General features: G+C 72.9%; 10 protein-coding genes and 1 pseudogene. 9 read left to right on the forward strand and 2 right to left on the reverse strand.

The window, feature by feature from the left end; translation table 11 throughout:
• Window positions 1-7 precede the first annotated feature (7 nt).
• Both ACWCXX_RS22535 and ACWCXX_RS22540 read right to left on the reverse strand, forming a co-directional pair.
• Window positions 8-445, reverse strand: coding sequence for a hypothetical protein (locus ACWCXX_RS22535; protein ID WP_451129866.1), 438 nt, complete (start codon window positions 443-445; stop codon window positions 8-10).
• A 2-nt stretch (window positions 446-447) separates the two neighbouring features.
• Entirely contained in the window at window positions 448-807 is a 360-nt protein-coding gene (locus tag ACWCXX_RS22540) for a hypothetical protein (RefSeq protein ID WP_451129868.1), read from the reverse strand.
• A gap of 615 nt (window positions 808-1422) precedes the next feature.
• On the opposite strand from ACWCXX_RS22540, the gene ACWCXX_RS22545 reads away from it, so the two are divergent.
• The 9 genes and pseudogenes from ACWCXX_RS22545 to ACWCXX_RS22585 all read left to right on the forward strand — a co-directional run.
• A complete protein-coding gene (locus ACWCXX_RS22545; RefSeq protein WP_451129870.1) occupies window positions 1423-2484 on the forward strand; it encodes a methionine ABC transporter ATP-binding protein in 1062 nt (353 codons plus the stop codon).
• A complete protein-coding gene (locus ACWCXX_RS22550) occupies window positions 2481-3152 on the forward strand; it encodes a methionine ABC transporter permease (RefSeq protein WP_451129872.1) in 672 nt (223 codons plus the stop codon). The genes ACWCXX_RS22545 and ACWCXX_RS22550 overlap by 4 nt, the downstream gene beginning before the upstream one ends.
• Window positions 3153-3227: 75 nt before the next feature.
• Window positions 3228-4094, forward strand: a complete 867-nt coding sequence (locus ACWCXX_RS22555) for a MetQ/NlpA family ABC transporter substrate-binding protein (RefSeq protein ID WP_451129874.1) — start codon at window positions 3228-3230, stop codon at window positions 4092-4094.
• A 102-nt stretch (window positions 4095-4196) separates the two neighbouring features.
• Window positions 4197-4883, forward strand: coding sequence for a GNAT family N-acetyltransferase (locus ACWCXX_RS22560; protein ID WP_451129876.1), 687 nt, complete (start codon window positions 4197-4199; stop codon window positions 4881-4883).
• A 105-nt stretch (window positions 4884-4988) separates the two neighbouring features.
• Window positions 4989-6227: a precorrin-6y C5,15-methyltransferase (decarboxylating) subunit CbiE gene (gene cbiE, locus ACWCXX_RS22565; protein WP_451129878.1), complete on the forward strand. Its 1239-nt coding sequence runs from the start codon at window positions 4989-4991 to the stop codon at window positions 6225-6227.
• Between the two features lie 332 nt (window positions 6228-6559).
• Entirely contained in the window at window positions 6560-10186 is a 3627-nt protein-coding gene (gene cobT / locus ACWCXX_RS22570) for a nicotinate-nucleotide--dimethylbenzimidazole phosphoribosyltransferase (protein WP_451129880.1), read from the forward strand.
• A 338-nt stretch (window positions 10187-10524) separates the two neighbouring features.
• The gene (gene cobA, locus ACWCXX_RS22575; protein ID WP_451129882.1) at window positions 10525-11787 is read left to right on the forward strand and encodes a uroporphyrinogen-III C-methyltransferase; all 1263 of its coding nucleotides are present in this window, start codon (window positions 10525-10527) and stop codon (window positions 11785-11787) included.
• A gap of 98 nt (window positions 11788-11885) precedes the next feature.
• Window positions 11886-12794: a TrmH family RNA methyltransferase gene (locus ACWCXX_RS22580; RefSeq protein WP_451129884.1), complete on the forward strand. Its 909-nt coding sequence runs from the start codon at window positions 11886-11888 to the stop codon at window positions 12792-12794.
• A 342-nt stretch (window positions 12795-13136) separates the two neighbouring features.
• Window positions 13137-13539 (forward strand): annotated as a pseudogene (locus ACWCXX_RS22585) (GlcG/HbpS family heme-binding protein); the annotation flags it as partial.

The raw sequence follows: 13539 nt of genomic DNA on the forward strand, positions 1-13539 counted from the left end.
CGGCCGGTCAGGCGGTCCTGGCGCGGCGCAGCCACATCATCCCGATGACCGGCAGGAACACCGGGATGAACAGGTAGCCCATGCCGAACTCCGACCAGACGGTGTCGTCCGCGAACGCCGAGGGCTCCACCACCGTCCAGGTCCCGACGACCAGCACCCCCAGCAACTCGGCGGCGCAGCAGACCAGCGCCGTCCTGCGGGCCTTCTCGCCCCCGCGCACCAGCGAGTACGTGATGAGCCCGTACACGAGCGCGGCGGCGGCCGACAGCACATAGGCGAGCGGCGCCCTGCCGAAGTCCAGGATCATCTGGACGACCGTGCGGGAGGCCGCCGCGACGGTGAACACCCCGTAGAACCAGACCAGGACCCGGCCGGGGCCCGTGCCGAGGTCGAAGGGCTGCTTCTCGCCGGTGGCCGCCGAGGGGGAGCGTTCGGTGTCGGTCACGGTCAGTTTCCCCAGATGTCGTGGAGCCGTACTTCGAGGACGGCCAGCACGACCGCGCCCGCCGCCACCGTCACCGAACCCCACCGGGTCCGTTCGGTCAGCGACAGGAAACCCGCGGCGGGCACCGCGAAGAAGGCCCCGATCAGATACGCGATGAAGATCGTCATGCCCTGCTCGGGCCGCTCGCCCCGGGCCAGCTGCACGATGCCCACCACCAGCTGGGCCAGCGCCAGCAGGGAGACCACGGCCATCCCGATGAAGTGCCAGTCCTTGGTGGGCTGGTCCCGGTAGGCGGCGAAACCGCACCAGGCGGCGAGGGCGAGCGCGGCCACGGCGACCGCGACCGTCAGGGCGACAAGCATGAGGCCGAGAGTATTACGGACCGGACCGCCTCCCGCGCGCGCCCCCGCCCCGGACCGCGGACCGCGCGGTCGGAGGCCGGAAGGGCCCAGGGGCGGGGCCGGCCGTGGCCTTGACCACAACCCGACGCCGATCCGGCCCGGTCACGGAAACGGTCACCAAACCTGTTCGATGCACGTCTTCGCAGGTCACAGCCTTGCGATCCGGGATTTCGAGCAGCGACCGAGCCGGTCCGGCCCACTGTCCACGGCTGTCCGCAATGCGGACAACTGGATCGCGATGGTCATTACGTCTGTTTTACTTGGGGCATGACCACGACGAGCAGCCGCATCCTTGCGACCGAGGCGATCACGACGCCCGGTGCTCGTTGTATGTGTCGAATGCGCACCTTCTGAGGGCCCCCGCCCGATCCTCGCGCCCCGAAGCGAGACCGAGCCCGCGCCGTCCGCACCCAGCGGAACGAGCCCGCCTCGACGCCACCGTCCGGCCTCTGCCGTGCCCGTCGCGCCGAGACCCCGCTCGGAACGTCCGATCGAAGCGTCCCGACAGTCTCATCAGACGAATGCCCCGTGCCCGGCGGACACCGCGCCGCGCACTCGACAGTGACGGAAACCCCTGTGATCACCACTACGGGCCTCACGAAGGTCTACCAGTCGCGCGGCCGAGAGGTCACCGCCCTCGACGGCGTCGACCTGCACGTCCGCGAGGGCGAGGTGTACGGCGTCATCGGACAGAGCGGCGCCGGCAAGTCCTCCCTGATCCGCTGCGTCAACCTCCTGGAACGCCCCACCTCCGGCACCGTGACCGTGGCCGGCCAGGACCTCACCGCCCTCGCCGGACGCGGCCGGCGGGCCGGCCGGGAACTGCGCGAGGCACGCAGCCGCATCGGCATGGTCTTCCAGCACTTCAACCTGCTGGCCTCCCGGACCGTCCAGGGCAACGTCGAACTCCCGCTGGAGATCCTCGGCATCCCCGGCCGGGACCGCTCCCGCAAGGCCCTCGAACTCCTCGACCTGGTCGGCCTCGCCGACAAGGCCAAGGCGTACCCGGGCCAGCTCTCCGGCGGCCAGAAGCAGCGCGTCGGCATCGCCCGCGCCCTCGCCGGGGACCCCAAGGTGCTGCTCTCCGACGAGGCGACCTCCGCCCTCGACCCCGAGACCACCCGCTCCGTCCTCCAGCTGCTGCGCGACCTCAACCAGCAGCTCGGCCTGACCGTCCTGCTCATCACGCACGAGATGGACGTCGTCAAGACGATCTGCGACTCCGCCGCGCTGATGCGGAAGGGGCGCGTCGTCGAATCCGGCACCGTCGGCGACCTGCTCGCCACCCCCGGCTCCGAACTGGCCCACGAGCTCTTCCCGGTCGGAGGAACCGCCTCCGGGCCCGACCGCACGGTCGTCGACGTCACCTTCCGCGGCGAGGCCGCCAGCCAGCCGGTGATCTCCCAGCTCTCCCGTACGTACAACATCGACATCTCGATCCTGGGCGCCGCGATGGACACCGTCGGCGGCAACCAGATCGGGCGGATGCGCATCGAACTGCCCGGCCGCTTCGAGGAGAACGTCGTCCCGATCGGCTTCCTGCGGGAACAGGGCCTCCAGGCCGAGGTCGTGGAGGACGAAACCCCCGCCCTTCCCGTACAGACCCCCGCCCCGCTCACCAAGGAGGTGGCGAAGTGACCTGGTCCGACATGCAGCCGCTGCTCACCCAGGGCACCGTCGACACCCTCTACATGGTGCTCTGGTCCACGATCGTCACCGTCCTGGTCGGGCTGCCGCTCGGTGTCCTGCTGGTCCTCACCGACAAGGGCGGACTGCTCCAGAACACCCCCGTGAACAAGGTCGTCGGGGCGATCGTGAACGTCGGCCGCTCGCTGCCGTTCATCATCCTGCTGATCGCCCTGATCCCCTTCACCACCTGGGTCGTCGGCACCTTCATCGGCCCGACCGCGATGATCGTCCCGCTCGCCGTCGGCGCCGTCCCGTTCTTCGCCCGGCTCGTCGAGACGGCCGTCCGCGAGGTCGACCACGGACTCGTCGAGGCCGTCCAGTCGATGGGCGGATCCATCCCGACGATCGTCCGCAAGGTCCTGCTGCCGCAGGCACTGCCCTCGCTGGTCTCCGCCGTCACCACCACCGTCATCGTGCTCATCGGCTACTCCGCGATGGCCGGGGCCGTCGGCGGCGAAGGACTCGGGGCCAAGGCCGTCACCTACGGATTCCAGCGCTTCGACAACCGGTTCATGCTCATCACCGTCGCGCTGCTCGTCGTCATCGTGACCGCGGTCCAGCTGATCGGCGACACGGCCGTGCGCCTGCTGACCCGCCGGGGACGCGCCACCACTTGAGACCTCCACTCCGCTCACAAGCCCGAACTCCTTGTCCGGGCGCACCACCGTCACCACCGGAAAGAGGCACTTTTCGTGCGCAAGAACATCAAGATCACCGCTGCTGCCGCCGCCACCGCGGCCCTCGCCCTCGGCCTCAGCGCCTGCGGCACGGACTCCGACCCGTCCGCCAAGAGCGGCACCGGCGCCGCGGCCGACACCTCCAAGGCGCTCGTCGTCGCCGCGTCCCCCACGCCGCACGCCGACATCCTGGAGTTCGTCAAGAAGAACCTGGCGGCGAAGGAGGGCCTCAAGCTGGAGGTCAAGGAGTTCACGGACTACGTCCTGCCGAACACCGCCACCGAGACCGGCCAGGTCGACGCCAACTTCTTCCAGCACCAGCCGTACCTCGACGACTTCAACAAGAAGAAGAACACCCACCTCGTCTCCGTCGCCACCGTCCACCTGGAGCCCCTCGGCCTCTACTCCAAGAAGGTCAAGGACATCAAGGACATCAAGGCCGGCCAGACCATCGCCGTCCCCAACGACACCACCAACGAGGGCCGCGCCCTCCAGCTGCTCGCCGAGAACGGCCTCATCACCCTCAAGGCCGGCGTCGGCACCAGCGCCAAGCTGAGCGACATCACCGACAAGAAGGGCCTGGAGTTCAAGGAGCTGGAGGCCGCCACCGTCCCCCGCGCCCTGAACGACGTCGACGCGGCCGTCATCAACGGCAACTACGCGATCGAGGCCGACCTCAAGCCCGCCAAGGACTCCCTGGTCCTGGAGAAGGCCGACGGCAACCCCTACGCCAACATCGTCGTCGTGAAGAAGGGCAACGAGAAGGACGCCCGGGTCCAGAAGCTCGTGAAGCTCCTGCACTCCGACGAGGTCAAGAAGTTCATCGAGGACACCTACCAGGGCTCGGTCGTCCCGGCCTTCGGTACCGCGGCCAAGTCCTGACCCCCGCACGGCATTTGCCCGCCGAGCCCCGCGCACCCCGTCAGGGGGCGCGGGGCTCCGCCGTGCCGGACCCGACCATGCGCGCCGGTGGCCCGATGCTGCATGCTGTGCATTCACACGGCCTTCGGCATGGAGCTGCGCATGACTTCCACCTTTCCGGACATCTCCATCAGCACGGACAGGTTGGTGCTGCGCCCCTTCGACATGACGGACGTCCCCGCGTACATCGAGATGATGAACGACGAGCTCGTCACCGCATGGACCGACGCCCCCCACCCCTACACCCGGATCGATGCCGAACGCTGGGTCCGCAGGATCGCCCCCGCCCGGCGCACCAGTGGTGACGGCATCGCCCTCGCCGTCACCGAATTCCTCACCCAGCGGCTCGTCGGCTCCGTCCGGCTCGGCCACACCGACTGGCACACCCGCGCCACCGAGGTCGCGTACATCACCGCCCCCTGGGCGCGCGGCGAGGGGTACGCCACCGAGGCCGTACTGGCACTGGCCCAGTGGCTCTTCGACGACCAGGGCTTCGAACGCATCGAGCTGCGCACCGCGGCCGACAACACCGCCGCCCAGCAGGTCGCCCAGAAGCTCGGCTGCATCAGCGAGGGCGTCCTGCGCAACGCCCGCATAGCGCGCACCCGGACCGAGAACGGCACGGTCGGCGGCTGGACCGACATCAGGACCGACCTGATCGTCTGGGGCCTGCTCCCCGAGGACCTCGAAGGCGTCGCCGAGCAGCTCGCCGACGCGGGCGGCTACGGTGCCTACAACGACTGGAACTGATCTCCCGAAGGGGCCCTGACGCCCCGTGGGCACCGACCGGGTACTCTCGGCCTGCCCCTTCACGAACCATCCCCACCTGCGACGACTCCAGGAGACTGACGACACATGGCCGATCGGGTCACCGTGATCGGCTGGGACGGCTCACCACTGACCCAAGTGGCCAAGGCCGCCCTCTCGGCCGCCACGCTCGTCGCCGGAGCCGCCCACCACCTCGCACTGCCCGAAGTACCGGCGAAGGCCGAACGCATCCGCCTGGGCTCCATCGACCTGGCCGCCCGCCGGATCGCAGGCCACCGCGGCAGCGCTGTGGTCCTCGCCGACGGGGACCCCGGCTTCTTCGGAGTCGTACGCAACCTCCGCGCACCCGAGCACGGCCTGGAGGTGGAGGTGGTCCCGGCGGTCTCCTCCGTCGCCGCCGCGTTCGCCCGCGCGGGAATGCCGTGGGAGGACGCCCGGACCGTCGTCGCCCACCCCCGCACCCTGCGCCGCGCCGTCAACGTCTGCCGCGCCCACCACAAGGTCGCCGTCCTCACCTCGCCCGGGGCGGGCCCCGCCGAACTGGCCCTGCTCCTCGAAGGCGTCCACCGCACCTTCGTCATCTGCGAGGAACTCGGCACCGCCCGCGAACAGGTCACCGTCGTCACCTCCGACAAGGCCGCCGACCACGTCTGGCGCGACCCCAACGTCGTCATCGTCATCGGCGGCGGCCCCGAACCGCAGGCCGCCGGCGCGTGGATCGCGGGCGGCCACCCCGTCTGCCCCCGTGGCGTACGCGGCTGGGCACTGCCCCCGGAGGCGTACTCGGACGACGCCGCGGACGCCGGTACGGAGAGCGGCGAGGGCGGGACCCCGGGGCTGCGCGCCGCCCAGCTGGCCCGCCTCGGCCCCCGCACCGGCGACCTCCTGTGGGACATCGGCTCCGGCGGCGGGGCTCTGGCCGTGGAGGCGGCCCGTTTCGGGGCGGCGGTCCTGGCGGTCGACAGCGACCCGGCCGCCTGCGCCCGCACCGCGGCGGCGGCACGGGCGTTCGGGGTCCAGATCCAGGTCGTCGAGGGCCGCGCCCCCCACGTACTGGAACGGCTGCCGGAACCCGACGTCGTCCGGATCGGGGGCGGCGGGGTCCCCGTCGTCACCGCCGTCACCGAACGCCGGCCGGAACGCATCGTGACCCACGCGTCGACGCGCGACGAGGCCGAGGCGCTCGGCGCCGCGCTCACCGGGAACGGGTACACCGTCCGGTGCTCGCTCCTCCAGTCCGTCGAACTCGACACGGCCGCCTGGTCGGAGCGCGAACGCTCGGTCGTGTTCCTGCTCTCGGCGACGCGTTCCGACCTCGCCCCCTGACCCGGCCGCGCACGGCGGGAGGTAGGCTGGCCGATCGTTGTACCGCGGCCGGACGTTCGTCGTTTCGCTCGTCAATGTCCGGAAAAGGGGACCGTTTTGGTCCCCGCTGTGGTACGGCGGAACCGGAGAATGCGCAACGTGGCGCAGTCCACAGCGGGCCGCGGCGAAATGGGCTGCCGCGGCGGCGAACGGACGCGAGAATGCAGTATGTCCACGACCGTTTCGTGCCGCGCGGCGAGCCCGCTCGTTCTTGTTGACGAGCACCGGGGCGCCGTGTTCGGACGTCCCGGGCGAAGGGCCGAAGGAGCACTGACGATGGGCGAGGGGAACGCATGAGTGACACCGGCCAGATCCCGGGTGAGGGACTGCCGGAGAACGCAGGCACGGTGGAGCAGCCGGGCATCGCCGCCCCGGATGCCTACACCTACCTCGCTCCCTCCGAGCATGTGTCCGAGGACGACGACCTCCTGCTGATGCCGAGCCCGCAGGGCGCCTGGAGCGACCCGCAGACCGTACCGGCCCCCGGCCAGTACCCCGAGGCCGTCGCCGTCCAGGCGCAGGTGCCCGAGCAGGGCGCCCACCCGGTGCAGTCCGTGGCCCAGCCGTCCTACGCCCAGCCGGCCGCCGAGGGCCCTGCCCAGCCGCAGGGGCCCGTGCAGGTCCAGGTGCAGGAGCCCGTGCAGGCACCGGCCGTCGACGGGTACGCCGCCCAGCAGGCGGTGGCGGAACCCCCGGCCGGGACCGGCCCGGGAACGCACGAGTCCGGTGGCCGCGACTCCGGTTCGGTCGACCTGCGGGGCGTGCGCATCCCGTCGCCCGCGCAGGTTCCCGCCCAGGCGGCGCAGCCCCAGACTCCGACGCGTCGGCCGCTGCACCGCGGACCGGTCATGGCCGACGGCGGTCCGTCGTACGGCGGGACGCCGACCGGTGGCGTGGTCCGTTCGCTCGCCGACCGGGGGCCCGCGGGCGCGCCCCAGGCCCCGGCCCGGCCCCGGGCTTCCGTGCAGGCCCCGGTCCAGGCTCCCGTGCAGCAGGCCGGGCCGCCGGCCACCGGTCCCGAGTACTTCGGAGTGCCGGGCGACGACGCGGCCGTGCTGCCGGGTCCGCAGCTCGGCGAGATCCTGCCGCAGGGCGGCAGCCCGTGGGCGGCGGCTCCGGCGGCAGCAGAATCGGTCGTTCCGGAGCAGGCCGCCGAGCCGGTCGTCGAGCCGGTCGCCGAGTCTGCGGCGGTGGCGCAGCCGGTGCAGGCCGCAGCGCCGGAGGGCGTGGTGCCGGAGGCCGTGGCAGTTCCTGTGGCCGGGCCGGTGCCGGGAGCGGTCGAGGCCCCCGCCGGGGGTCCTGCCGAGGCCGTGGTGCCCGCCGAGGGCATCGTGCCCCAGGAAGTCCAGGGGGCTCAGGAGGCCGTTCCCACGGGGCAGTTCGTGCCCGTGGAGGGATCGGTGCCGACGACCCCGCACCTCGCCCCGACGCCCGTCGCGGAGCAGGTACCGGGACAGGCAGCGGAACAGGCCGTCGAGGCAGCGGGCACGGAGGCCGACTCCGTGGCCGGCCCCGGGGCCGGGCCCGTGACGATCGCGGTGGAGCCGGCCGGGGTTCCTCAGCCGGGCGTCGCGGTGGACGCCGAGGCGGTGCCGACCGGGGACGCCGGGGAGCCCGTCGTGCCCGAGGCCGTCGCGCCCGTGGAGACCGCCGAAGCGGCCGAGGCCGCCGGGGAAGTTCCGAACGCCGCGCCCGTCGAGGCCGCCGAACCGGTCCCCGGTCCCGTCGCGGACGCCGAGACGCCGAACCCGAACCCGAACGTGCCCGAGGCGGGTCCGGAGGTCATCGAGACCCCGGACACGACCGCCCCCCTGAACGCGGCGGAAGCCGGCCCCCTCGCGGAGCCGACGGCAGCCGCGCCCGTACAGGACACGGTGACCGAGCACGAGGAAATCGTCTCCGCGCAGTCCGCGGCCCAGCCGCAGGAACTGCCCGAGGCGGTCCCGGCCCCCGGTGCCGAAGCCCTCGCGCCGGAAACCCTCGAGACGGCCCAGGCCCCCGTGGCCCCGGCCCCCGGCACACCGACTCCCGAGGCCCAGGGCGCAGAAGTCCAGGGCGCAGAGGTGCCCCCGGTTTCCGAGGCGGTCCCGGTTCCCGAGGCGCCCTCGGCTCCCGGGGCGGAGGCCCTTGCGGCGGAAGGCCCCGAGGCGGAAGCGCCCGAGTCCGGCGAGGCCGCGGTCCCCGCCGGTCCGCCGGCCCCCGGCTACGACGACGCCGAGCGCGAGGCGGTGCTCCGCGTCATGCGCGAGCGACGCGACATCCGCAACGGCTTCCGCAGCGACCCCATTCCGCACGAGGTCCTGCTCCGGGTGCTCGAAGCCGCCCACACGGCGCCCAGCGTCGGCCACTCGCAGCCCTGGGACTTCGTCGTCATCCGCTCCGCCGAGACCCGCCGCGCCATGCACGAACTGGCGCAGCGTCAACGCGATGCCTACGCCAAGTCGCTGCCCAAGGGCCGGGCCAAGCAGTTCAAGGAACTGAAGATCGAGGCCATCCTCGACACCCCGGTCAACATCGTCGTCACCGCCGACCCCACCCGTGGCGGCCGGCACACCCTCGGCCGGCACACCCAGCCGCAGATGGCCCCGTACTCCTCCGCGCTCGCCGTCGAGAACCTCTGGCTCGCCGCCCGCGCCGAGGGCCTCGGCGTCGGCTGGGTCAGCTTCTTCGACGAGCGCGAGATGGTCCGCGCCCTGGGCCTGCCCGAGCACCTCGAAGTCGTCGCCTACCTGTGCGTCGGCTACGTCGACGAGTTCCCCGAGGAACCCGAGCTGATGCAGGCGGGCTGGTCCAAGCGCCGCCCGCTGTCCTGGGTCGTCCACGAGGAGACGTACGGCCGCCGCGCCCTGCCCGGCGAGGAGCCGCACGACCTGCTCCAGGACACCATCGCCAACATCCGCCCGCTGGACGCCAAGGCGCTCGGCGAGGCGTGGGAGCGCCAGAAGCGGATGACCAAGCCCGCCGGCGCGCTCGGCATGCTGGAGATCATCTCCGCGCAGCTGTCCGGGCTCTCCCGGATGTGCCCGCCGCCGATCCCGGAGCCCGCAGCCGTCGCGATCTTCGCGGGCGACCACGGCGTGCACGCCCAGGGCGTCACCGCCTGGCCGCAGGAGGTCACCGGCCAGATGGTCGCCAACTTCCTTGGCGGCGGCGCGGTCTGCAACGCGTTCGCGTCCCAGGTCGGCGCCGAGGTGTGCGTGATCGACGTCGGCGTGGCCGCGGAACTGCCCACGACGCCCGGTCTCCTGCCCCGCAAGGTCCGGGCCGGGACGGCCGACTTCACGACCGGCCCCGCGCTGACCCGTGAGGAGGTGCTCGCGGCGATCGAGGTCGGCATCGAGACCGCCCGCGATCTGGTCGCGGCGGGCAACAAGGGCCTGCTCACCGGTGAGATGGGCATCGCCAACACCACCGCGTCGGCCGCGCTGATCTGCGTGTACACGGGCATGGACCCGGCCGAGGTGACCGGCCGCGGCACCGGCATCAACGACGAGATGCACGCCCGCAAGGTCGATGTGGTCCGTCGGGCCCTCGAATTCCACCAGCCCGACCCGTCCGACCCGATCGGTGTCCTGGCGGCGGTCGGCGGCCTCGAACACGCGGCGATGGCCGGCTTCCTGCTGGGCGGTGCCTCGCTGCGCACCCCCGTCATCCTCGACGGCGTCAGTGCGGGGGCCGCGGCCCTGGTCGCCCGTGCGATCGCCCCCGAGGCCCTGGCCGCCTGCATCGCGGGCCACCGCAGCGCCGAACCCGGCCACGTCGCAGCCCTCAACAAGCTGGGGCTGCGCCCGCTGGTCGACCTCGACCTCCGCCTCGGCGAGGGCACGGGCGCGCTGCTGGCGCTGCCGATCGTGCAGAGCGCGGCGCGGGCGATGCACGAGGTGGCGACGTTCGACGCGGCGGGCGTCACGGAGAAGTAGCCCCGGGGCCGGGGCCCTCGGGTCCCGGCCCACCGGCTCCTTCCCACCCCGGGCTCTTCCCGTCTCCCGGCTCTCCCGTCCTCCGGCCCTTCCCGCTCCCGGCCTCCGAATCCTTTCGGTCCGGGCAGGCCGGGCCCGGGAGGGAACCGGCAGAAGCGGGCAGCCCGCCGCAGGCACACCACCTCGCCCCGCTCCCCACTCCCCGCCGCCTCGTAACCTCCCCACCGCGTATCGTGGACCCGCCCCGCGAACCCGCCCCGCGAACCCGCACGTCACAGCCGCTCCACCGCCGCAGCGGCCTCCGCATTCAGTCCCCTGCACGAGGAGTCCGCACCGCCATGGCCGAGCACGCAGAGCGCACCGATCACCCCGCGTACCCCGTCGGACTGCGGCTCGGCGGCCGTCGCGTCGTCGTGATCGGCGGCGGTCAGGTCGCCCAGCGCCGCCTTCCCGCGCTCATCGCGGCGGGCGCCGACATCGTCCTCGTCTCCCCGAGCGCGACCCCGTCCGTCGAGGCGATGGCCGACGCGGGCGAGATCCGCTGGGAGCGCCGCCGGTACGCCGACGGGGACCTGGCCGGCGCCTGGTACGTCCTCGTCGCGTCCGACGACCTCGCGGCGAACGACGCCGCGTCGGCCGAGGCCGAACGCGACCGGACCTGGTGCGTCCGCAGCGACGACGCCGACGCCGCCACCGCCTGGACCCCGGCCACCGGCCGCGGCGAGGGCGTCACCGTCGCCGTCCTCACCGCGGGCACCCACGACCGCGACCCGCGCCACTGCGCCGCCGTCCGCGACGCCATCGTCGAGGGCCTGCGCGACGGCACCCTCGCCGCACCCCACCACCGCACCAGGGCCCCCGGCGTGGCCCTGGTCGGCGGCGGCCCCGGGGACCCCGACCTGATCACGGTCCGCGGCCGCCGCCTCCTCGCCGGGGCCGACGTCGTCATCGCCGACCGCCTCGGCCCGCGCGACCTGCTCGACGAACTGCCGCCGCACGTCGAGGTGATCGACGCCGCGAAGATCCCGTACGGCCGCTACATGGCCCAGGAGGCCATCAACCAGGCGCTCATCGACCACGCCAAGGCGGGCAAGGCCGTGGTCCGGCTCAAGGGCGGCGACCCGTTCGTCTTCGGCCGCGGCATGGAGGAGGCCCAGGCGCTCGCCGCCGAGGGCATCGCCTGCACCGTCGTCCCCGGCATCTCCAGCTCGATCTCCGTGCCCGGCGCGGCCGGAATCCCCGTCACCCACCGAGGGGTGGCCCACGAGTTCACCGTCGTGAGCGGCCACGTCGCCCCCGACGACGAACGCTCGCTGGTCGACTGGGAGGCCCTCGCCAAGCTGCGCGGCACCCTGGTGCTCCTGATGGCCGTCGACAAGATCGGCGCCATCGCCCGCGCCCTCATCGCCCACGGCAAGGCTCCCGGCACCCCGGTCGCCCTGGTCCAGGAGGGCACCACCGCCTCCCAGCGCCGGGTGGACGCCACCCTGGAGACCGTCGCCGAACGGGCCGCGGCCGAGGACGTACGCCCCCCGGCGGTCATCGTCATCGGCGAGGTCGTCGCGGTCGGCGCGAACACCGCACCGCTCCCCGCCGAATGACCGGCACGGGCACCCCCGCCCCCCGGTGAGTAACCGGCGGTAACAGAACTTCTTCCCATCCGTTGGCACCACACACCGGACAAGGCAGTATCGAACCCGTGGCCGACCTCATCACCATCGACGACCCCGACGACCCCCGTCTGCACGACTACACCGGGCTGACCGACGTCGAGCTCCGGCGCAGACGGGAGCCCGCCGAGGGGCTGTTCATCGCCGAGGGCGAGAAGGTGATCAGACGCGCCAGGCACGCCGGGTACGAGATGCGGTCCATGCTGCTCTCGGCGAAGTGGATCGACCTGATGCGGGACGTCATCGAGGAGGTCCCGGCCCCGGTGTACGCGGTCAGCCCCGAACTGGCCGAGCGCGTCACCGGCTACCACGTCCACCGCGGCGCCCTCGCGTCGATGCAGCGCAAGCCGCTGCCGACAGCGGACGAACTGCTGGCGACGGCCCTCGGCGCAGCGGCCGCAAAGACGGCGGAGACGGCGTCCGACGACCGCGCGGGCCTCGCGGCGGGGGCGCCCCCGGCCCCGGGGGAGCATGCGGTCCGGCGCGTCGCCGTGTTCGAGGACATCGTCGACCACGCCAACCTGGGCGCCGCCTTCAGGAACGCCGCCGCCCTCGGCATCGACGCGGTCCTGCTCACCCCGCGCTGTGCCGATCCCTTCTACCGGAGGTCCGTGAAGGTCTCGATGGGGGGAGTCTTCCAAGTGCCGTGGACCCGCCTGGAGTCCTGGCCGAAGGACATCGGAATCCTGCGCTCCGCGGGTTTCACGCTCGCCGCCCTCTGCCTGAGCGAACGGGCCATCACCCTGGACGAACTCGCCGCGCGCGACGACGAGAAGCTCGCGCTGGTCTTCGGCACGGAGGGCGCCGGTCTCGCCCCCGGGACCCTCGCCGCGGTCGACGAGCACGTCCGCATCCCGATGGACGCCGGTGTCGACTCCCTCAACGTGGCGGCCGCCTCGGCCGTCGCCTTCTACGCCACCAGGCCCCGAACAGCCTGACCCCGGCGCACCGCACCGCACCGCGCCCGCCCCCCCGCCGACCGAAGCCGCCCGTACGTCCCGCCCCGCGGAACGTACGGGCGGTGCTCGTCGGGGCGGGCCCGGATCCCCCGCGACGCCCTTCCGGACCGATGGAGCCGGGCGGGCGGGCCGGGGGCAACCGATCGGATGACCCCGGGGTCGGCTTTCCCGCTCGTCACATGCAGCCGCTACGCCGACGGTCCGGGCACGTGTCCGGCCTCACTCTTGATCAGAGCGGGACGGCAGGAGCCGGCGGGCCCGGAAGCCGGATTCCCCGAGCGGCCGGAGCCGCAACCCCCATCCATCACAGGAGCGACCGGAATGAAGCACGTCAGGAAGACCTCGAAGCGCATGCGCATCGTCATCGGCGGTACGGTGGCGGGCGCCGTCGCTCTCGGGACTTTCGCCGTGGTCACGGCCAACGCGGGCTCGTCCCCGACCACCGCCCCCCCCGGGCGGAGACGGCGGGCAAGAACCTGGCCCGGTCCGCCCACCTGGGCATCGAGGCCGCGACGAAGGCCGCGCGGGCGACGCTGGACGCGGCGGAGAAGGAGAACCAGCGGGTCTCCGTGGCCGTCGTCGACCGCAACGGCACCACCGTCGTCACCCTGCGCGGCGACGGCGCCGGTCCGCAGTCCTACGAGTCGGCCGTGAAGAAGGCGTACACCGCCGTCTCCTGGAACGCCCCCACCTCCGAGCTGGCCAAGCGCCTGCAGAACGCCCC

The organism is Streptomyces sp. NPDC001732 (assembly GCF_053596315.1).